Genomic DNA, 19239 nt, shown 5'->3' on the forward strand with positions numbered 1-19239 from the left:
ATACCCGGGGCATGAAGATCAACCGCATGGCTCTGCTGCTCGTCGTGGTTTCCGGCATAGGCGGCTGCTCGTCCGCGCCGCCGCCGCCCGCACAGGGCGCGCCGCAGGCGGCTCCGGCAGAGGCGCCGCGGCCCCAGTACGTGCCTCCCGCGCCAAGACCCGCACCAGCGCCTCCCCCACGCGCCAGCGGGGCAAGCTGGCGCGACCTGCCGGCAACGCCCGGCAACTGGACCTACACCGCCGACAACACAGGCAGCACCGCGCGCTTCGGCCAGCCGGGTGCCCCACCGCTGCTCGTGCTGCGCTGCGACCGTGCCCGGCCTGCAGTGGTCCTGCAGCGCCCGGGCTTCGGTTCGGGGGAAGTTCCCGCAGCAATCACCACCAGCAGCACGCAGCGCCGGCTCTTCGCGGCCCCGGCCGGCGGCGCGGCAGCGGTGCAGAACGCGGCCATCCCCTTCGAGATCACGCTCGCCACCGCCGATCCGCTGCTTGATGCCATCGCCTTCAGCCGGGGGCGGTTCATGCTGGAGATGGGCGGCGCCGCGCCGTTGGTGCTGCCGGCGTGGTCCGAAATCGGGCGGGTGATCGAGGATTGTCGCTGAGCGCTGCGCCGCCTGGGAAACTTATCCACACCGCGAGCGCGAAGCCCCAATTCTGACCGCAAAAAAAATCAATGCAAGACTTGTTCTTGTCCCCGTGATGAATCACATTCCACCCAAGGCCGGAACAGGGCTGCAATCCTCCGGTCGAGCCGTTCACCAAGGCGGCAACTTTGGCTCAACAGCGCGAAAGGAGGTGATCCGATGTCTCATGGTTCAGCAGAGGGGTCGGCATTGCGCATCGCGGAGCATTATCGCTAGTTTGATCAAGCGATAAAGGCATCCGTGGGCGGCACTTCCGGCCGCTGACCATGCGAAGGGCCGCTTCCGATCGCCGGAAGCGGCCCTTCACATTTGTTCCAAATCCCTTGCCTTTCGCGCAATAATCGTTCACGGCGCGTCGCAGAGCTAACATTTCCAAAGGACCGCCCCGATGGCGACGCCCGAAACCGCTGCCCCGATTGCCTTCACCCACTTGCCCCACCCCGCCCCGATGGCGGCGGATGCGCGCGCGGACATTCTGGCGAACCCGGGCTTCGGCACGACCTTTTCCGATCACATGGTCTCGATCCTGTGGGACGAGACCAAAGGCTGGCACGATGCCGAAGTGCGCCCTTACGGCGCCATTGCGCTCGATCCCGCCGCAGCCGTGCTGCATTACGCGCAGGAAATCTTCGAGGGCCTCAAGGCCTATCGGCTGGCAGACGGCGGCATCGCGCTGTTCCGCCCCGAAGCGAACGCCGCGCGCTTCAACGCCTCGGCTGTGCGGCTCGCCATGCCGACCATTCCGGACGCCCTCTTCGTCCAGGCGGTCGAGGAACTCGTCAGGGCCGACAAGGACTGGTTCCCCACGGTCGACGGCGGCTCGCTGTACTTGCGCCCCTTCATGTTCGCGAGCGAGGCCTTCCTCGGCGTGCGCCCCTCGAAGCAGTACCGCTTCCTCGTGATCGCGAGCCCTGCGGGCAACTACTTCAAGTCGGGCGCCCCGGCCGTCTCGCTCTGGGTAAGCGACTACAGCCGCGCGGCTCCCGGGGGCACGGGCGCTGCCAAGTGCGGCGGCAACTATGCCGCCAGCCTCGTTCCCACCGCCGAAGCGTTCGCGCGTGGGCACGATCAGGTGCTGTTCCTCGATGCGGTCGAGCGCCAGTGGATCGAGGAACTGGGCGGCATGAACTTGTTCTTCGTCTTCGCCGACGGCTCGCTCGTCACGCCCCCCTTGGGCGGCACGATCCTCCCCGGCATCACCCGTGAGAGCCTGATCAAGCTCGCGCGCGAGGAAGGCCTCACTGTGCGCGAGGAGCGCTATTCGCTCGAGCAGTGGCGCGATGATGCCACTTCCGGCGCGCTCACCGAAACCTTCGCCTGCGGCACCGCCGCGGTCGTCACCCCCGTCGGCAAGGTCACCAGCGAGAACGAAAGCTTCGTGATCGGCAGCGGCGGCCCCGGTCAGGTCACGCAGAAGCTGCGGCAGCGGCTCGTCGCGATCCAGCGCGGCGAGGCCCCAGACAGCCACGGCTGGGTGCACCGCATCGGCTGATGCCGATATTGCCAAGCCTATCGGGCCATGGCATCGCGCGCGGCATTAATCGTCCGGTTAGGACGCAAGGGAGAGCTTCACCATGAGCATTTCGTTCAAGGACCGCGTCGCCATCGTCACCGGCGCAGGCGGCGGCATCGGCCGTGAGTATGCGCTGGAACTCGCGCGCCGCGGCGCCAAGGTCGTGGTCAACGATATCGGCGGCGCGCGCGACGGCACCGGCCATTCGGACGCTGCGCTTAAGGTCGTCGAAGAGATCAAGGCCTTTGGCGGCGAAGCAATGTCGAACGGCGGCTCGGTCACCGAATTCGAGCAGATGGCCGAAATGGTCGCCAAGGCCAAGGAGGCCTGGGGCGGCGTCCATATCCTCATCAACAACGCCGGCATCCTGCGCGACAAGAGCTTCACCAAGATGGACCCGGCGGACTTCGAGATGGTGGTCAAGGTCCACCTCATCGGCTCGGCCTTCGCCACCAAGGCCTGCTGGGACCTGATGCGCGAGCAGAACTATGGCCGCATCCTGATGACCGCTTCGTCCACCGGCCTCTTCGGCAATTTCGGCCAGGCCAACTACGGCGCCGCCAAGCTCGGCCTCGCGGGCCTGACCAAGACGCTCTACCTCGAGGGTGCCAAGAACAACATCAAGGTCAACACCCTCGCCCCCGTCGCCGCCACGCGCATGACCGAGGACATCTTCCCCGAGGCGGCCTTCAAGATGTTCGGCCCTGAAAACGTCGTCCCTGCGGCGCTGTTCCTCGTCTCGGACGATGCCCCCACCAACGCCATCGTCGGCGCTGGCGCGGGCGCCTATCACTCGGCGTGGGTCACGATGAACAAGGCCGTTGTCCTGCCGCAGAGCGAGCGCACAGTCGAAGGCTTCGCCGATCACTGGGCGCAGATTTCCGACCGCACGGGCGATTTCGTGCCGCAGTCGGGCGCAGAGCAGAGCCAGGCGATTCTGGTGCAGCTTCAGGCTGCGATGAAGGGCTGAAGCCTCGGCATCGGGGGCAGGCGCTGCGTGTCGCCCCCGCCAATTCCCCAAATGGCGTAACTTCGGCCCCAACACCCTTCGACAAGCTCAGGGTGAGGGGGAATTGGGGATTCAGATAAATGCCATCCCAACCTTCGTCATTGCGAGGAGCGTAGCGACGAAGCAATCCAGAGCGGTCGTGCACGGCGCTCTGGGTTGCTTCGCTGCGCTCGCAATGACGAAGGTTGGGGAATGACGGAATAGGCCCGCCTCAATCCTCAACCAACTTCAGCAGCCGCCGTTCCAGCGGAAACAGCACACCGGCAAGCTCATGCCCGCGCTTGAGCACTTGTCCCGCCTCGCCGTAAAGCGTCCACATGCCCTGCTTGCCGCGCAGCGCCGGGCGCTTCTCGATCCGTGCAGTCGGGCGCTCTGCGGTGCGGCGGAAGGCGGAGAAACTCGCCGCATCCTTGCCGAAATTCATCGCATAGTCGCGCCATTCCCCGGCGGCGACCATGCGGCCATAGAGATCGAGAATGCGCATCAGTTCCAGCCGGTCAAACGCGACCTGCGGCTCGCTGCGCGGATTGGGGAACGACAGTACCGTGGAGCCGCTGGCCCCGCCCGCATCGGCCCCGCCCATCACGCTCAGCTGCGGCTCCTGCGGCGCGGCCCGCCGCTTACCGGCGCTGGAGTGTTGGCCTCATCCGGTGCATTCTGCGCGAGCAGCGCCGCAACCTGCGCCTTCAAGAGCGCGACTTCGGCTTCCAGCTCATCCACCCGGCTGCCGCCGGTCGGCTCGCACGGCTCCTTGCAGGGCGTGCCATAGGGAATGAAGTCCTTGAGCCAGGTTTCGACCGGCACCAGCGTGGACCGCGCCTTGAGGCCCACCATGGTCGCGCCTTCAGGCACATCCTCGGTCACCACGGCATTGGCGCCGACGCGCGCGCGCGGCCCCACGGTGATCGGACCCAGGATCTGCGCGCCCGAACCGATGATCGCATTGTCGCACAGCGTCGGGTGGCGCTTGCCCGGCACGCCGTTGGCCGGATTGGTGCCGCCCAGCGTAACGCACTGGTAGATCGTCACATTGTCGCCAATCTCGGCCGTCTCGCCGATCACGGTAAAGCCGTGATCGATGAACAGATGCCGCCCGATCCTCGCACCGGGGTGAATGTCGATGCCCGTAAAGAAGCGCGCGAAATGGTTGACGAACCGGGCAAGGAAGAACAGCCGGCGCATGAACAGCCAGTGCGCAACACGATGCAGACCGACGGCGTGAAGCCCCGGATAAAGCAGGATTTCCCAGCGCGAGCGCGGCGCGGGATCGCGGGCGCGGATCGAGTCCAGATAGGCAGTGAGGCTTGCGAACATGATCGCGCTTTTCCCCCTTTTCCGCCGCTAAAGCAAGCGTGGCTGCCGCTCCGCCTCGGGCACCCCATGTACCCTTTCGGCCAGTGCGTCGCGTGCCAGCGATATGGTGACGGCTGCCTTACGCTCAAGAGACAGGCGATCAATTGTTTCAACCAGCGCCTCGGCGGCGGCATGGCTGCGTTCGATACGTGGCAGGACATAGGCCAACACAGCCTCGCCCAGCGCCAATCCGCGCCGCGCCGCGTGCGTTTCGACCAGCGCGCGCAAGAGCTCGTCGTCGGGTGCGCCGATCTCGATCATCAGCGCCGCGCCGAGGCGCGAGGCAAGATCGGGCAACGCCACCGCCCATGTCCCCGGCGCGCGGTTCGACACGATCAGTAAGGGCAGCCCCTCGGCCTGCGCGCGGTTCCAGCGGTGGAACAGCGCATCCTCGGGCAGGCTATCCGCATCGTCGAGCGCATCGCCCAGCCCACTCGCCGCAAACCAGCGCGCGAGCAAGCTCTTGCCCGAGCGTGCCGGCCCGGTCAGCACCGCAGCACGGTATGGCCAGGTAGCGGCCCCGGCGAGCGCCGCCAGCACCGGTTCGAGCGAGGCGCCGGTAAGCACCGTTTCGGCACTGGTGGCCGTCACCAAAGGCAGGGCAATCTGGCTCATCGCGGGCGCGCCGCCGCTACTTGCGGATGCTGAGCGCGCCGGCCCCTTGGGTCACGCGCCAGCCCTGTGCACGCAGGCCCGCTGCCAGTGCCTCGATGTCGCCGGCAAAGGTCACCCGCATCACCGAAGTGCCGCCGATCGCAAGGCTGGTGCTCGCCGCTTCCCGCACACCTTCTACCCGGCGCACCGCGGCAATCCCGGCATCGACCGCGGCCGCGTCGGGCGTGACGAATTGCACGGTGACCACGGTGGTCGGCACGGCTGCCGTAGTGGGTTGGGCATCGGGCCCTGCCGCCGTGGTCGCCGAAGGGGCGGGGCCGAGCTTCGCGACGATGCTCTGCACCAGCGCCGGATCGAGATCGGGCCGCATCGAGAGCGAGGGATCGGGCGCGAGCTGCCCGGCCGCCAGCGCGCCGGCGTAGATCCCGTCGAGCTTGGTGATCGCCTCCGCCAGCATTGCGGGGAGCTTGTCCTCGCTGGGTGCGGTCAGCTCGAAGCTGCCCAGGAACGTGTTGTCGGGCCCCCGCCGCGCGGTGAACGTGCCGCGCACCGGGCCACCGGGCCAGAGCCGCTCAAGCTTGGCCACGGGCATGATCACGTCCGCCGCACCAAACGAATCGAGCACCAGCCGCCACCAGTTGCGGCTGCGGCGACCGGTCTGCCCGGCGGTCAGCAGCAGCGAATCCGCGCCCGCACCGGCAGGGCGGACATAGTCGATCATGCTCGATCCGGTGCGAAACTCGGCCCAGGCCTTCTGCCAGGGGGTGCGGGTCTCGAACACCGAAGTGACTCCGCCCTGGATCAACACCGGGATGACGAGCAGCGGCGCCGAGTGAGCGATCTGGCCCTGCATGCCGAGGTAGCCGCTGGTGCGAGTGCGGTCGAAGATCACGCCCAGGGTAGCGATATAGCGGTGCGGGCCGATCTGCTCCCGCCCAACGACAACCGCCGAGACCATGCCGTCGATCGTCGCGTCATCAAGCGCAGGCGCCGAGCCGCCGCCGAGGCCGTTCGATGTCCAGAGCTTTTCCCAGGCGAGTCGCTGCGCCTTCCGCCACCCGGCGGCGCGCGCTTCGGTGGCCGTCTTGCCGGTGGTGTTGACCTCGATCCCGCTCACTTCGAAATCGCCGTTGCTGGCCACCGGCGCGATGCCGCGGTCGCCTTCGATCTGCGCATAGATCGCCGCCCCGCCGCCCGCGAGCGCAAGGCCAAGCGCAGCCACAAGCGCCAGACGCGTGCGGCGCGGCAGGGCTGGCCAGGCTGTCAGATACGGCAGGGTTGGGCGCAAGGCGGCCAAGGGAACTCCATCTGGGGACGCGGGCTTGCGCTGGCTTATGCGGATTGGCGCGCTTTTGCCCAAAGGCAAGTGGAAATCCAAGCGGGAAAGCGCTAGGCGCCTGCCCCATGGCTTCCATCGACGATCCGCAACAGCCCAATTCCCCCCAGGAATCCTATTCCTATGCCAAGGCCGGGGTGGACATTGCCGCTGGCAATGCCCTCGTCAAGGCGATCGGCCCGCTCGCCCGTGCCACCGCGCGTCCCGGGGCGGACGCCGAACTCGGCGGTTTCGGCGCGTTCTTCGATCTCAAGGCCGCAGGTTACAAGGACCCGCTGCTGGTTGCGGGCAATGATGGCGTCGGCACGAAGGTCAAACTCGCAATCGACCACGACCGGCATGACGCCATCGGCATCGACCTCGTCGCCATGTGCGTCAACGATCTCATTGTACAGGGCGCTGAGCCCTTGTTCTTCCTCGACTATTTCGCCACCGGCAAGCTTGATACAGGCGTTGCCGAGCGTGTGGTTGCCGGCATCGCCGAAGGCTGCCGCATGGCCGGCTGCGCCCTCATTGGCGGCGAGACCGCCGAAATGCCCGGCATGTACGGCCCCGGCGACTACGACCTCGCGGGCTTCTGCGTCGGCGCGGTCGAGCGCGGTGAGCAACTGACCGGAAGCCGCGTGGCGGAAGGCGACGCGCTGATCGGCCTCGCTTCTTCGGGCGTCCATTCGAACGGCTATTCGCTCGTGCGCCGCCTCGCTGCCGACAAGGGCTGGAAGTTGGACCGCCCCGCCCTATTCGACAACGAGCGCCTGCTGATCGACCACCTGATCGAGCCGACGCGCATCTATGTGAAGAGCCTGCTGCCCTTCATCCGCGCGGGCCGCATCCACGCGCTTGCCCATATCACCGGCGGCGGCCTCCTCGAAAACGTACCGCGCGTCCTGCCCAAGGGCCTCCATGCCCGCATCGACGCCGACGCTTGGGAACAGCCGCGCCTCATGGCCTTCCTTCAGGCGCAGGGCCAGATCGAGCCCGAGGAAATGGCCCGCACGTTCAATTGCGGCGTTGGCATGGTCCTCGCGGTGGCGCCGGACGAGGCGGCAGGCCTCATCGCCGATCTCATCGCAGCGGGCGAAACAGCTTTCCCCATCGGTGAAATCGTCGCGGGAGAGAAGGGCTGCACGGTCTACGGCAGTGCCGAGGCCTGGTCCGCTCGGGCCGCGTGGGAAGCGGTCCATGTCGGCTGACCAGATCCTCCCTATTTTTGCCGCAGGCACAAATGGGGAGGTGGCCCGCCGCAGGCGGGTCGGAGGGGTAAAGGTGTTGCAGAAGAACCCCTCCGTCAGCCCTGCGGGCTGCCACCTCCCCATTTGCACTTCGTGAAAATGGAGAGGACCTGATGACCGAACGTGCCAAAGTCGCCGTGTTCATCTCCGGCAGCGGCACCAACATGGCCGCGCTGCTCTATGCCAGCCGCCTTGCCGACTGTCCCTACGAGATCGTCCTCGTCCTCTCCAATAACCCCGATGCAGGCGGGCTCCAGTTGGCCGAAGCTGAAGGCATCCGCACTTTCGTCCTCCCTCACAAGGGGCTCCCCCGCGCGGAGCACGACGCTGCGATGGAAGCAGAAGTCCGCCGCGCCGGCGCGCTGTGGATCGCGCTTGCGGGCTATATGCGCATCCTCACGCCGGAGTTCGTCCAGCGCTGGGAAGGGCGGATGGTCAATATCCACCCCTCGCTCCTGCCCAAGTACACCGGCCTCCACACCCACGAGCGCGCCATTGCGGCGGGTGACACCCACGCCGGCTGCACCGTCCACCTCGTCACCGCCGATCTCGATGAAGGCCCGGTCCTCGGCCAGATCCCCGTCGCGATCCTCCCCGGCGACACCCCCGATAAACTCGCGTCGCGCGTCCTCTTCGCCGAACACCAGCTCTATTCGCGCTGCCTCGCCGAGCTGGTGACGCGCGAGACGGACCCGGCATGGCTCACCGCACAAGTCCGCACTCTCGCCATGGCCCTCCCCGAAGCAGAAGAGAGCCTAAGCCACGGCATGGCCTGCTTCGGCATCGTGAAGGGCAAGAAGTTCGCCTGGGTCAGCGCCGACCACCACGGCGATGGCAAGTGCGCGCTCCTCGTCAAGATCAGCGGGCCGGACGAGCAGGAACAGCTTATCGAAAGCGATCCCGATCGCTTCTACCGCCCCGCTTATTTCGGCGACGGGTGGATAGCTATTCGGCTTGACCTCGGCGACGTGGACTGGGACGACATTGGCGAATGGCTGCGTCGCTCGTGGCTGGCCGTGGCGCCGCGCAAGCTTGCGGCGATGATGGAATTCTGACCGCAGCCCCTGGCTGCCGGAGCCGCGCAATGCCCCCCATGCTTCTCACCCCCCTGCGCCGGCTTTATCTCCACTCCGGGCTGCAATCGTTTGTCGAGGCGGGCGGCGGGATCTTCGTTGCCGGTTTTCTCGTCAGCCGCGGGTTCTCCTTCCCTGCCGCACTCGCCAGCTTCGCCCTGATCGTCCTCTCGCGCCTTGCCTTGCGCGGCCTGGTTCTGCCGCTGGCGCTGCGTGCGGGGCTGCGCAGCGTGCTCCTCACCGGCATAGCGGTTCGCGCCGCCAGCTTTGTCATGCTGCCCTTCGTCCATGATGTGGGACCGCTCCTGGCGCTATTCCTCGCTGTCAGCGGCCTTGGCAGCGTGCTCTACTGGACGGCCTGGCACGCCTTCCTTCCCGCGCTCACCGAAACCGGGCGCGGCGGCCAGCAGGTCAGCGTGCAACAGGCGACCAGCGCGCTTGTCGGCATCGCCGCGCCCGCAATGGGCGGCCTGCTTCTGGCGCATGGCGGGCCGGACATGGCCTTCGCCATGATCGCGCTGCTCCAGCTCGCCAGCGCCCTTCCGCTTCTCGGCGCGCCCAATCCCGCAATCGACCCCGATGCCGTGCTCGAACCCGGCGTCGCGAGCTATGCGCGACGGCTCTATTTCAACGAGGGCTTTCATTCGGGCTGCGCAGTGGTGATCTGGAACCTCGCGCTCTTTGCGACGCTCGGCGAGCATTTCGACCAGTTCGGTGCGGCGATGGCCGCTGCAGGCGTGGCGGCAGCGGCCGGCAGTCTCATCGTCGGGCGCCTCATCGACGGCGGCCGTCCGCGCCATTCGCTGGTGATCGCCTATGGCGCCGCCGCGCTCGCGCTGGCCGCCAAGGGGACCGCGCTTGGCCACCCGCTGCTCGCCGTCGCGGCAACGGCTCTGGGCGCGCTTGTCGTTCCGATGACCAGCACCGCGATGCTTGCCCCGCTCTACGCCATGGCGCGGCAGGGGCCATGTCTCCTGCGCTTCTCGATGGCGAGCGAGGGCGGCTGGGATCTCGGCTGCGCGTCAGCCAGCCTAACCGCGGCAGCGCTGCTGGCGCTGGGTGCAGGCTTCCGCCTGCCGATCCTGCTCGGCCTCGCTGCGATTGCCGCCATGGCCTGGATGCTCGACCGCTGGTACGCACGGCGCCCGCAGGCCGCCTAGATTTCGCTGATTTCCACGAGAGGCCGGTCCTCGCGCGTGCCGCGATAGCGGGCGTCGGGCTCGCTTTCACCTGGCGAGATCACCACGTGATCGTCGTGCACCTCGAGCAAGGTGCCTACGAAGGGCATGCCCTCGAGGCTCCCCGTGACGCGGTAGCTCACATAGTCGCCCACCTTGAAAGTGGCGGGATCGAAATTGAATTCGAACGGGCAGGACCCGTCCCCCATGCCTAGCATTGCCAGCCTTCCTCAAATCCAAAGTGCCGACGGATTGCGCCGGCGGCCCCTGCCATAGCAAGCTCAAGCGGCCGGATCAGCCTTTTCCGGCGAGCTGAAGAACACGAGCGCGCCGCGCAAGCTGGTCATGATGATGGAACTGCAGCCTCCGGGACTCGACTTCGCTGCAGGCCCAACCTAGCCTGCCCCCATGCTTCGCACGTTGCTGGCCGGCCTTGCCGCACTCTCGCTCTGTCTCTCGACCGCGGCATCCGCCGCCGCCCCGGCAGGGTCGGAGCCCGATCAGCTGCCGATCCACGATCTGACCGGTGACTACACGCGCTTCTATCATGCAAGCATCGGCCAGCCGCCGGCCAATCGGGCTGCCGCATTTCGCAAGCTGATGGCCGAAAAGTTTCCGGGCTTCTTCACCGAAACCCGGCACGGAGCAACGGCAGCGCAATACGACGCGCTTGTCATCAAGGCGCTCGAAGCCTTTCCGAAAATCGAGACTCGCTTCACTGCGCGCGCTGCCGCACTGGGTCCCGCGCTCGCCGCCGCGATCGGGGATTTTCGGCGCACCTTCCCCGATGCAGGCCCGCTTCCGCCGACCTATCTCGTCCACAGCCTCGGCGAAATGGACGGCGGGACGCGCGAAATCGGTGGCAAGACCGTGCTGGTCTTCGGTGCCGACATGATCGCCCAGCTCCACCGCGAGGACGCCAACGAGCGCCCCTTTTTCGAGCATGAGCTGTTCCACACCTACCACGAGCCGCGTTTTGGCGACTGCAAGCCGATCTGGTGCGCGCTGTGGGAGGAAGGCCTCGCGACGTTTGTCGCCGACAAGCTCAATCCGGGCGCGAAGGACGACGAGTTGCTGCTGCCGATGGCCATGCGCCGGCAGATCGACGCAAAGCTTGCGGAGGCCGCCTGCGCCGTGCTGCAACGCGCGATGTCGGAGAAGCCTGGCGACTATTCGGCTCTGTTCAACAGCGACCGCAATCTGCCCGGCTTGCCCCAGCGCGCGGGGTATTACGTCGGCTACCTTGTCGCCAAAAGCCTTGCGGAAGGTCGAAGCTTGCCGGAGCTGGCACAGTGGGACCAGGCCGCTGCTCGTCCGCGCATACTCGCCGAGTTGGCGAAGATGGCGCCAAACTGCCCGGCAGCCGCTCCCTGATCGCGCGCGTTCAGCACCCTGCAACAAAAAAGGCCGCCAGATCGGCGGCCTTCTTCGTTCAGGTAAAGCCCGAAGGCCTCAGCCGACGATTTCTTCCGGCTTGAAGAAGTAGGCGATCTCGATCGCCGCGTTCTCATCCGAATCCGAACCGTGGACGGTGTTGGCCTCGATCGATTCGGCCAGTTCCTTGCGGATCGTGCCCGGCTCGGCATTGGCGGGGTTGGTCGCGCCCATCACGTCGCGGTTGCGCTGCATGGCGCTCTCGCCTTCCAGAACCTGCACAACAACCGGGCCCGAGATCATGAACTCGACCAGATCGTTGAAGAAGGGGCGCTCGCGGTGGACGGCGTAGAAGCCCTCGGCCTGCTCGCGGCTCATGTGGATGCGCTTCGAGGCAACGACGCGCAGGCCGGCTTCCTCGAGCATCTTGGTGACAGCGCCGGTCAGGTTGCGGCGCGTGGCATCGGGCTTGATGATCGAAAAGGTGCGGGTAACCGCCATGGGATGTTCCTTGCGTAGGGGGGAGGCTTATGGTTGGCCGCGCCCCTAGCCGGGAAATTGCTGCGCTGCAAGGTGGGTGGGGGGTATCAGCGCGGCCCCTCCAGCCATTTGCCGCCTTCCTGCCGCCAATACTTGCGCTCCACCCCCTCGCGCTTGCCCAGCATCCGCCAGCAGCCACGCGCATCGTCGATCCGCTCGGGCGGAAACAGCAGGAACACGCGCACGGGGCTGTCAAAGCCCTCGGCCATTTCGCGCCACACCCCGTCCGCCAGCGCCAGATAGCGCGCGCCATTTGCGGGTTCGGCGGCGGCGGAGAGCAGGATCGGCTGGCGCGCATCATGTTCGCCGCCCGCCGTGCCGTGGGCAAGAAAGCTCTCGGGCAGTCTCGCCCACAGCGCCTCGCTGATCCGGCCAAGCTGGCCTTCGTCCTCCGAGACCACCAGCAACCGCTCGCCCGCCGCCAGCGTCCCTTGCGCAAGGCGCGGAAGCACCAGTTCGGCCGGATCGCGCGAAAGCTGATAGAAATCGACGCGCACCGGACCGCGCTCAGATCGCATCGTCGAGCGAACGCGCGAGCGGCGTGAAGCTCTTCGGGCCCGTCTCGGTCATCACCCAGCAGTCCTCCAGCCGAATGCCGAATTCGCCCGGGATATAGAGCCCCGGCTCGTTCGAAAAGCACATGCCCGGCGCGAGCGGCGTCTGGTCATTGCCGACAAGGTAGGGACTCTCGTGCCCGTCCATCCCGATCCCATGCCCCGCGCGGTGTGGCAGGCCCGGCAGCGTGAAGCCCGGTCCCCAGCCCTCGCTCTCGTAAAACCGGCGAACCGCTGCATCGAGCGCGCTGACGGGCACGCCCAATTTTGCGGCGCCAAACACCATGTCCTGCCCGCGCCGCACCGTGTCCCACACCTTGCGCTGCCGCGCGGTCGGCTCGCCGAACACGAACGTGCGCGAGATATCGGACTGATAATCCTCGACAATGCAGCCGCAGTCCATCAGCACCACCGAGCCTTCGCGCACGGCCTGCGGCTCACGCGAACCGTGCGGAAAAGCGCTCGCCTCGTTCAGCAGGACCAGTGCGAAGTCGCTCGTTGCTCCCATGCGGCGAGTCGCCCTCTCGACCAGCGAACCGATATCCCGCGCCGTCATGCCCTTGCGCACCGAGCCACGGGCCTGGCGCATCGCTGTGAGCGTGATCGTGTTGGCACGTTCCATCAGCGCCAGTTCGGCAGGTGACTTGATCTGGCGGCAGGCATTCACCAGCGCCGCGCCAGACACGACTGCGAAGCGCCCCTCGCGCGCAAGCCCCTCGGTCACGAACACGCGGGTGGTCTGCTCCACCGCCACCGGCCCTGACCGCCCCTTGAGCGCATCGGCAATCAGCGCGAAAGGGCTCGCATCCTCGTGCCAGGTGCGCAGGTCCGCTGGCACCGCCAATGTCTCGCTCACCGACGGCGCCTCGAAAAACGGTGTCACCACAATCGGCTGACCCTGCGCCGGGATCACCGCCGCGGTAATCCGTTCTGAACGCGACCAGCGGATGCCGGTGAAGTAGGTGAGGCTGCTCCCGCTCTCGACCAGCAGCGCCGCGACGCCCTGCTCCTGCATCAGCCCCTGCACCTTGGCGATCCGCGCCAGTCGCTCCGCCCGAGTGATTGGCGCCGGCGCATCGATCATATCGCTCGAAGTCGGCATCGCCGCGCGCAGCGAAGCGGGCATGGCCGCCAGCGCCGCCGCACCGCCCGCGCCGGCCAGAACCCCGCGCCGCGACCAGCTCATCGTCATGCCACTTTGCCCTTCCCCATGCGGCAGCGGTCGGAACAGAACTTCACGTTGTCCCAATCGCGCTCCCACTTCTTGCGCCAGGTGAAGGGCAGACCGCAAGACGCGCAGACCTTGGTCGGCAGGTCCGCCTTGCGGCGCATCCTGGGCATCAGCTTTCGAGCACGTCGCGCACGTAGCGGTCGAGCAGGCGCACGCCAAAGCCCGTCGCGCCCTTTTCGTGCGTTGCCCCGGCCTTGTCGACCCAGACCGTCCCGGCGATATCGAGATGCGCCCACGCCACGCCCTTGTCGACATAGCGCTGGAGGAACTGCGCGGCGGTGATCGAGCCGCCATAGCGCGGACCCACGTTCTTCATGTCGGCGATCGGGCTGTCGATCAGCTTGTCGTAAGCCGGCCCCAGCGGGAAGCGCCACAGCGCGTCGCCGCTCGCCTTGCCGGCGGCATCGAGCTGGCCCGCGAGGAGATCGTCGTTGCAGAACATGCCGGCATGCTCATGCCCCAGCGAAACGATGATCGCGCCCGTCAACGTGGCGAGATCGACGATGGTCGCCGGGCTGTATTCCTTCTGCACCCAGGTCAACGCGTCGCACAGCACGAGGCGCCCTTCGGCATCGGTGTTGATGACCTCGACCGTCTGGCCCGACATCGTGGTGACGACATCGCCCGGCCGCTGCGCGGCGCCGTCGGGCATGTTCTCAACGAGGCCGCAGACGCCGATCACGTCGGCCTGCGCCTTGCGCTTCGCCAGCGCGAGCATAGTGCCCGCCACTGCGCCCGCGCCGCCCATGTCCCACTTCATGTCTTCCATGCCGGCGGCGGGCTTGATCGAGATGCCGCCGGTGTCGAACGTCACGCCCTTGCCGACGAATGCGGTCGGGCGCGCGCCTGCCTTGCCTTTCCAGCGCATCGCCAGGATCTTCGGCTCGCGCACCGAACCCTGCGCCACGCCGAGCAGCGCGCCCATGCCGAGCGCGGTCATCTCCGCAAGGCCGAGCACCACGATCTCGACGCCGGTGCCTTCAAGCCGCGCCTTGCAGCGTTCGACGAAGCTTTCGGGATAGATCACATTGGCCGGTTCGGTCACCAGTTCGCGCGTGAACTCAACGCCCTCGGCAATCGCCACCTCGGTTTCCCAGACCGCCTCGGTCCCTTCGGGCGCGCCGAAAACGGTGATCGTCGCGAGCGAAGGCTTCTGCTCGTCGCTGAGCTTGGTGCGGTAGACATCATGGCGCCAGGCGCGCAGCCGCGCGGCGAGCAGAACTGCAGCGGCTTCCTCGGCGCTCAGCGCGCTTCCGGTGAAATCGATGGCGAGTTCGGTCTCGCCCGAAGTCAGGTACTTCGCGGTCAGATTGCCGCCCGCGCGCTCCAGCGTCGCGATGCGGCCCGCCGCGCCCGGATCGCCGATCCCGGCAAAAGCGAGGCGTGCAACCGCGCCGCCGGCGGGCACCATGGCCTCGAACAGCTGCCCGGCCTTGCCGGTAAAGCGCGCCGCAGCGGCGGCCTCCCGCACCAGCAGGTCAGCGTCCGCGGGCAGGCCGTCCTGCGCGACAAGGCTGGCGACAAGGCGAGGGCGAGCCGTATCGACTGTGGCAAACTGGATGATCATTGCGGGCTCCTGCCGAAAAATGGGCACACCTCGGGGCCGGGCACCACCGAAGGCAAAATGTGGGTTTGCAGTTAGGCGGCGCCGGTGCGATAGGCAAGGCCATGCGAGCCCCCCCGCGGCCCCTGCCGCAAGCCTTGTCCCGATGCTTGCGGCGCCCGCGCGTCGCCGCGCTCCGCCCGGCTATTGCCGTGTTCGGCGCACTTTCGCTGGGCCTGGCGCAGGCCGCAGCGCAGCCCGTCGCCGCATTGCCCGAACCGGCCCCGCCCAAAGAGGCAGGCGAAAAGGGCGAAATCCGCTTCCAGGCCGACCGCGTCACCTATGCTGCCGACGCCGAAACGGTGACCGCCACCGGCAATGTCGTGCTGCGGCGCGATGAGCAGACCGTCCGCGCCGATGCGGTCACGTGGAACCGCAAGACCGGGTTGATCGAGGCGAGCGGCAATATCCGCTTCGTCGATGATGCGGGCAACGTGCTCTATACCGACAAGGTGGAACTGACCGATGCGCTGAAAGCCGGCGCGATCGAGGATCTGCTCCTCGTCATGCGCCAGGGCGGCCGCCTAGCCGCGCGCAGCGGCGAGCGCAGCACAAACGGCGACATGGTCCTCCACGACGCGGCCTTCTCCGGCTGCGCGGTGGAAGGGGAGGACGGCTGCGCCAAACGGCCAAGCTGGGAAGTCACCGCAGTCGCGGTCACCTACGACGCAAAGAAGCAGCGTGTGCACTACAAGGGCGCGCTGCTGCGCGTGTTCGGCCTGCCGCTGCTGCCGCTGCCAGGCCTGTCCCATACCTCCGACTTCCGCGCCGAAAGCGGCCTGCTGATCCCGGACGTGCGCTTCAGCGCGGCCAATGGCGCCGAAATCAGCGACACCTATTACTGGCGCCTCGCCAACAACAAGGACCTCGCGCTCACCGGCTACGTCTTCACCGGCGCTCTGCCGATGATCGCGGGGCGTTATCGCCAGCTCACCGACAAGGGCGCCTTCCAGGTCTCCAGCTACCTCACCCGGAGCGCGCGCATCAACGTGGGCGGCGGCAATGTCACCGATGCCAACGCGCAGGAGCAGGTCTTCCGCGGCTATTTCGAGGCGAACGGCCGCTTCCAGCTTTCCGAGAAGCTCAGCCTCTCGGGTTTTGGCCGCTATGCCAGCGACCGCACCTTCCTGCGCCGCTACGATATCAGCCGCGACGACCGGCTGCGCTCGACCATCAATCTCGAGCGGATCGACACGAACAGCTACTTCAGCCTCGCGGGCTGGGCGGTGCAGACGCTGCGCAGCGGCGATCGGCAGGGCCTTGTCCCCATTGCGCTACCCGCACTCGAATACCGCCGCCGCATCGTGCCCCCGCGCATCGGTGGAACGCTGGAACTCCAGGTCAACAGCCTCGCGCTCAGCCGCCCCGGAGGGCAGGACACGCAGCGCGCTTTTGCCAAGGCCCAGTGGGACCTGCGCACGATTACCGGCATGGGCCAGGAGATCACCTTCACCGGCCTCCTGCGCGGCGATGTCTACCACTCAAGCCAGAACGACCTCACCAGCACGGTGCAATATCGCGGGCTGCCAGGCTGGCAGAGCCGCGGCATCGCCGCTGCTGCAGTCGATGTGAAGTGGCCGCTGATCGGCGCGGCGCTTGGCGGCACGCAAGTCTTCACGCCGCGCGTCCAGTTCATCGCCATCCCGCACATCCGCAATCTTGCCGTCCCCAACGAGGATTCGCGCTCGGTCGAGCTTGAGGATTCCAACCTCTTCTCGCTGAACCGCTTCCCCGGCTACGACCGCATCGAGGACGGCCTGCGCGTGACCTATGGCGCCGACTGGCAGCTTACCCGCCCCGGCTGGCGGGTCTCGACCACGATCGGGCAGAGCTACCGCCTTTCGACCCAGCAGGTTCTCCTGCCCGACGGCACGGGCCTGTCCTCGCGCGTGTCCGATGTGGTCGGCCGCACCGACCTGCGCTTTCGCGACATCGTCCAGTTCACCCACCGCTTCAGGCTCGACAAGGACGGGTTGAAGCTGCGCCGCAACGAATTCGACGCGACGATCGGCAACCACCGCACTTATGCCGAGATCGGCTACCTGCGGCTCAACCGCAATATCCCCACGACCTTCGAGGATCTGCGCGACCGCGAGGAGCTGCGCCTTTCAGGCCGCGTGGCCTTTGCACGCAACTGGTCGGTGTTCGGCTCGGGCGTCGCCAACCTCACCCGGCGCGACGATGATCCGACCAAGACCTCGAACGGCTTCCAGATGCTGCGCCACCGGCTCGGCTTCGCCTATGCCGACGATTGCCTCGACCTCGCGCTCACCTGGCGGCGCGACTACATCACCACGGGCGATGCGACGAAGGGCAACACCATCCAGTTCAACATCTCGCTGCGAGGCCTCGGCACGCGCTAGGGCCAGATATCCTCTCCATTCTCACGCAGCAGAAATCGGGAGGCGGCAGCTCGCAAGGCCGACAGCGGGGTTCTTTTCCTCCGTTTTGCTTTCATCGGCGTTGCAATCGGGCTATCGCGGCGCCACTCACCTCGGGTTCAGCCGGACAATGCAAGCAGGAGGCCGCGTGGAAAGCATGCGGCCACATGGCACAGCAAGGCCAAGAGACAGGACCATCGGATTATCATGAAGACCGGGTTTCGCTTGTTTTCGGTTCCGGCGCGCGCCGCGCTCGCGCTGGGCATTCTGGCCGTCGCTGCCGCTCCGCTTGCCGGCACGCTCGCTCGCGCCCAGGAACTTGACGCCGGGGTCGAGCCCGCGCCTGCCGACGCGCTCAACTTGCCCACCAACCCCACGATCTTCGGCAAGGCCGATCCGCACGTGCGCCGCGCCACCGCGATCGTGAACGGCGAGATCGTCACCGGCACCGACGTGGACCAGCGCCTTGCACTCATCGTCAGTGCCAATGGCGGCAAGGTTCCGCCCGAGGAACTTGAGCGCCTTCACCTCCAGGTCCTGCGCAACCTGATCGACGAGACGCTGCAGATCCAGGAAGCCAAGGCCGCCAACATCGAGATCGACGAGGAGGAAGTGACGCAGACTTTCAACCGCGTCGCCCAGCAGAATTTCGGTCAGAACCCCGCCGCGCTCGAAAAGTATCTCACCTCGATCGGCTCGTCCTCCGCCTCGCTCAAGCGCCAGATCCGGGGTGAGCTTGCCTGGCAGCGCCTGCTGCGCCGCAACGTCCAGCCCTTCATCAACATCTCTGACGCCGAAGTGCGCGAAGTCATGGCTCGCCTGAACGCGGCCAAGGGCACCGAGGAATACCACCTCGCCGAGATCTATCTCGCCGCCTCGGCGGAAGCCAAGCCGCAGGTCCTCGCAAACGCGCAGAAGATCATCGAACAGCTCAAGGCCGGCGGCAGCTTCGTCGCCTATGCCCGCCAGTATTCGCAATCATCGACGGCAGCGGTGGGCGGCGATCTCGGCTGGGTCCGCCTTGCGCAGCTTCCGGCTGAACTGGGAACGCCCGCCGCCCAGATGGCTCCCGGCCAGCTCGTCGGGCCGGTCGAACTGCCGTCCGGCTATTCGATCATCTACCTCATCGACAAGCGGCAGGTCCTCACCGCCGATCCGCGCGATGCGGTGCTCAGCCTCAAGCAGATCTCGATCAGCTTCCCCAAGGGCACGCTGGAAAAGGACGCAGCGGGCAAGGCTGCAGAGTTCGCCAAGATGGTCAAGGACATCAAGGGCTGCGGTGCGGCGGAAGCTGCTGCCGCCCCGCTCGGCGCGTCGGTCGTGGCCAACGACCAGATCCGTGTGAAGGACCTGCCCACCGCGCTGCAGGACACGATCCTCAAGCTCTCGGTGGGCGAAACCACCCCGCCCTTCGGCTCGATCGAGGACGGCGTGCGCGTGCTCATGCTTTGCGGACGCGATGATCCCAAGGTCGACGCCGGTCCCAGCTTCGAGGCGATCCAGTCGCAGATGGAGGACGAGCGGGTGAACAAGCGCGCGCAGACCTATCTGCGCGACCTGCGGCGCGACGCGGTCATCGAATACAACTGAGCCGGGGGGACGA

The 19239-nt window shown here is 67.0% G+C and carries 19 protein-coding genes; 9 read left to right on the forward strand and 10 right to left on the reverse strand.

All coding sequences use genetic code 11. The features are described from left to right. The first annotated feature begins 11 nt into the window (after nucleotides 1–11). The 3 genes from WCL10_RS06720 (at nucleotide 12) to WCL10_RS06730 (ending at nucleotide 3127) form a co-directional block, all read left to right on the forward strand. A complete protein-coding gene (locus tag WCL10_RS06720) occupies nucleotides 12–602 on the forward strand; it encodes a hypothetical protein (RefSeq protein WP_336894874.1) in 591 nt (196 codons plus the stop codon). 430 nt (nucleotides 603–1032) lie between these two features. Further along, nucleotides 1033–2136: a branched-chain amino acid aminotransferase gene (locus WCL10_RS06725; RefSeq protein WP_336894875.1), complete on the forward strand. Its 1104-nt coding sequence runs from the start codon at nucleotides 1033–1035 to the stop codon at nucleotides 2134–2136. Nucleotides 2137–2218: 82 nt separating this feature from the next. Then, a complete protein-coding gene (locus tag WCL10_RS06730; protein WP_336894876.1) occupies nucleotides 2219–3127 on the forward strand; it encodes an SDR family NAD(P)-dependent oxidoreductase in 909 nt (302 codons plus the stop codon). Between the two features lie 250 nt (nucleotides 3128–3377). Here WCL10_RS06730 and WCL10_RS06735 read toward each other — a convergent pair whose 3' ends face one another. Genes WCL10_RS06735 through WCL10_RS06750 form a run of 4 tightly spaced genes read right to left on the reverse strand, consistent with a single transcriptional unit; the run spans nucleotide 3378 to nucleotide 6431 of the window. Beyond that, entirely contained in the window at nucleotides 3378–3749 is a 372-nt protein-coding gene (locus WCL10_RS06735) for a DUF2794 domain-containing protein (RefSeq protein WP_336895069.1), read from the reverse strand. Nucleotides 3750–3754: 5 nt separating this feature from the next. After that, nucleotides 3755–4480 (reverse strand): serine O-acetyltransferase EpsC, encoded by a 726-nt coding sequence (gene epsC / locus WCL10_RS06740; protein ID WP_336894877.1) that lies wholly within the window; start codon nucleotides 4478–4480, stop codon nucleotides 3755–3757. A gap of 27 nt (nucleotides 4481–4507) precedes the next feature. Further along, nucleotides 4508–5134 carry a DnaA/Hda family protein gene (locus tag WCL10_RS06745; protein ID WP_336894878.1) on the reverse strand — a complete coding sequence of 209 codons (627 nt, stop codon included), beginning with the start codon at nucleotides 5132–5134 and terminating at the stop codon, nucleotides 4508–4510. Nucleotides 5135–5150: 16 nt separating this feature from the next. Next, nucleotides 5151–6431, reverse strand: coding sequence for a heavy-metal-associated domain-containing protein (locus tag WCL10_RS06750; protein ID WP_336894879.1), 1281 nt, complete (start codon nucleotides 6429–6431; stop codon nucleotides 5151–5153). Nucleotides 6432–6538: 107 nt separating this feature from the next. Here WCL10_RS06750 and purM point away from each other — a divergent pair, with 107 nt between their 5' ends. The 3 genes from purM to WCL10_RS06765 all read left to right on the forward strand — a co-directional run bounded on the left by purM (nucleotide 6539) and on the right by WCL10_RS06765 (nucleotide 9935). After that, nucleotides 6539–7663 (forward strand): phosphoribosylformylglycinamidine cyclo-ligase, encoded by a 1125-nt coding sequence (purM, locus tag WCL10_RS06755; RefSeq protein ID WP_336894880.1) that lies wholly within the window; start codon nucleotides 6539–6541, stop codon nucleotides 7661–7663. Nucleotides 7664–7815: 152 nt separating this feature from the next. After that, the gene (gene purN, locus WCL10_RS06760) at nucleotides 7816–8757 is read left to right on the forward strand and encodes a phosphoribosylglycinamide formyltransferase (RefSeq protein ID WP_336894881.1); all 942 of its coding nucleotides are present in this window, start codon (nucleotides 7816–7818) and stop codon (nucleotides 8755–8757) included. A 29-nt stretch (nucleotides 8758–8786) separates the two neighbouring features. Further along, complete coding sequence (locus WCL10_RS06765; protein WP_336894882.1) at nucleotides 8787–9935, forward strand: MFS transporter; 1149 nt, start codon at nucleotides 8787–8789, stop codon at nucleotides 9933–9935. Here the strand turns inward: WCL10_RS06765 and WCL10_RS06770 are convergent. Further along, nucleotides 9932–10171 carry a hypothetical protein gene (locus WCL10_RS06770; protein WP_336894883.1) on the reverse strand — a complete coding sequence of 80 codons (240 nt, stop codon included), beginning with the start codon at nucleotides 10169–10171 and terminating at the stop codon, nucleotides 9932–9934. The two genes, WCL10_RS06765 and WCL10_RS06770, sit on opposite strands and share 4 nt — an antisense overlap. Nucleotides 10172–10361: 190 nt before the next feature. Here WCL10_RS06770 and WCL10_RS06775 point away from each other — a divergent pair, with 190 nt between their 5' ends. Beyond that, nucleotides 10362–11327, forward strand: a complete 966-nt coding sequence (locus tag WCL10_RS06775; protein WP_336894884.1) for a hypothetical protein — start codon at nucleotides 10362–10364, stop codon at nucleotides 11325–11327. Nucleotides 11328–11405: 78 nt separating this feature from the next. Here WCL10_RS06775 and ndk read toward each other — a convergent pair whose 3' ends face one another. From ndk to WCL10_RS06800, 5 genes are all read right to left on the reverse strand, one after another. After that, the gene (gene ndk, locus WCL10_RS06780; protein ID WP_336894885.1) at nucleotides 11406–11828 is read right to left on the reverse strand and encodes a nucleoside-diphosphate kinase; all 423 of its coding nucleotides are present in this window, start codon (nucleotides 11826–11828) and stop codon (nucleotides 11406–11408) included. 86 nt (nucleotides 11829–11914) lie between these two features. After that, nucleotides 11915–12364 (reverse strand): DNA polymerase III subunit chi, encoded by a 450-nt coding sequence (locus tag WCL10_RS06785; RefSeq protein ID WP_336895070.1) that lies wholly within the window; start codon nucleotides 12362–12364, stop codon nucleotides 11915–11917. A 10-nt stretch (nucleotides 12365–12374) separates the two neighbouring features. After that, on the reverse strand, nucleotides 12375–13613 hold the full coding sequence (locus WCL10_RS06790) for a Xaa-Pro peptidase family protein (protein ID WP_336894886.1): 1239 nt from the start codon (nucleotides 13611–13613) through the stop codon (nucleotides 12375–12377). Continuing rightward, a complete protein-coding gene (locus WCL10_RS06795; RefSeq protein ID WP_336894887.1) occupies nucleotides 13610–13762 on the reverse strand; it encodes a DUF2256 domain-containing protein in 153 nt (50 codons plus the stop codon). The genes WCL10_RS06790 and WCL10_RS06795 overlap by 4 nt, the downstream gene beginning before the upstream one ends. Further along, complete coding sequence (locus WCL10_RS06800) at nucleotides 13762–15219, reverse strand: leucyl aminopeptidase (protein ID WP_336894888.1); 1458 nt, start codon at nucleotides 15217–15219, stop codon at nucleotides 13762–13764. Before WCL10_RS06800 ends, WCL10_RS06795 begins: the two co-directional genes overlap by 1 nt. Nucleotides 15220–15320: 101 nt before the next feature. Here WCL10_RS06800 and lptD point away from each other — a divergent pair, with 101 nt between their 5' ends. Then, nucleotides 15321–17618 (forward strand): LPS assembly protein LptD, encoded by a 2298-nt coding sequence (gene lptD / locus WCL10_RS06805; RefSeq protein WP_336894889.1) that lies wholly within the window; start codon nucleotides 15321–15323, stop codon nucleotides 17616–17618. Between the two features lie 225 nt (nucleotides 17619–17843). Continuing rightward, complete coding sequence (locus WCL10_RS06810; RefSeq protein ID WP_336894890.1) at nucleotides 17844–19226, forward strand: peptidylprolyl isomerase; 1383 nt, start codon at nucleotides 17844–17846, stop codon at nucleotides 19224–19226. Nucleotides 19227–19239: the final 13 nt, after the last annotated feature.

It is taken from the genome of Novosphingobium sp. (genome assembly GCF_037133355.1).
Lineage (GTDB): Bacteria > Pseudomonadota > Alphaproteobacteria > Sphingomonadales > Sphingomonadaceae > Novosphingobium.

What these genes read in the sequence shown, in the direction of transcription:
- WCL10_RS06765 (WP_336894882.1), top strand. Translation starts at nt 8,787, where the DNA reads ATGCCCCCCATGCTTCTCACCCCCCTGCGCCGGCTTTATCTCCACTCC.
- WCL10_RS06795 (WP_336894887.1), bottom strand. Translation starts at nt 13,762, where the DNA reads ATGCCCAGGATGCGCCGCAAGGCGGACCTGCCGACCAAGGTCTGCGCG.
- WCL10_RS06720 (WP_336894874.1), top strand. Translation starts at nt 12, where the DNA reads ATGAAGATCAACCGCATGGCTCTGCTGCTCGTCGTGGTTTCCGGCATA.
- WCL10_RS06735 (WP_336895069.1), bottom strand. Translation starts at nt 3,749, where the DNA reads ATGGGCGGGGCCGATGCGGGCGGGGCCAGCGGCTCCACGGTACTGTCG.
- WCL10_RS06725 (WP_336894875.1), top strand. Translation starts at nt 1,033, where the DNA reads ATGGCGACGCCCGAAACCGCTGCCCCGATTGCCTTCACCCACTTGCCC.
- epsC (WP_336894877.1), bottom strand. Translation starts at nt 4,480, where the DNA reads ATGTTCGCAAGCCTCACTGCCTATCTGGACTCGATCCGCGCCCGCGAT.
- WCL10_RS06790 (WP_336894886.1), bottom strand. Translation starts at nt 13,613, where the DNA reads ATGACGATGAGCTGGTCGCGGCGCGGGGTTCTGGCCGGCGCGGGCGGT.
- WCL10_RS06730 (WP_336894876.1), top strand. Translation starts at nt 2,219, where the DNA reads ATGAGCATTTCGTTCAAGGACCGCGTCGCCATCGTCACCGGCGCAGGC.
- WCL10_RS06770 (WP_336894883.1), bottom strand. Translation starts at nt 10,171, where the DNA reads ATGCTAGGCATGGGGGACGGGTCCTGCCCGTTCGAATTCAATTTCGAT.
- WCL10_RS06745 (WP_336894878.1), bottom strand. Translation starts at nt 5,134, where the DNA reads ATGAGCCAGATTGCCCTGCCTTTGGTGACGGCCACCAGTGCCGAAACG.
- ndk (WP_336894885.1), bottom strand. Translation starts at nt 11,828, where the DNA reads ATGGCGGTTACCCGCACCTTTTCGATCATCAAGCCCGATGCCACGCGC.
- WCL10_RS06810 (WP_336894890.1), top strand. Translation starts at nt 17,844, where the DNA reads ATGAAGACCGGGTTTCGCTTGTTTTCGGTTCCGGCGCGCGCCGCGCTC.
- WCL10_RS06775 (WP_336894884.1), top strand. Translation starts at nt 10,362, where the DNA reads ATGCTTCGCACGTTGCTGGCCGGCCTTGCCGCACTCTCGCTCTGTCTC.
- WCL10_RS06800 (WP_336894888.1), bottom strand. Translation starts at nt 15,219, where the DNA reads ATGATCATCCAGTTTGCCACAGTCGATACGGCTCGCCCTCGCCTTGTC.
- purM (WP_336894880.1), top strand. Translation starts at nt 6,539, where the DNA reads ATGGCTTCCATCGACGATCCGCAACAGCCCAATTCCCCCCAGGAATCC.
- purN (WP_336894881.1), top strand. Translation starts at nt 7,816, where the DNA reads ATGACCGAACGTGCCAAAGTCGCCGTGTTCATCTCCGGCAGCGGCACC.
- lptD (WP_336894889.1), top strand. Translation starts at nt 15,321, where the DNA reads ATGCGAGCCCCCCCGCGGCCCCTGCCGCAAGCCTTGTCCCGATGCTTG.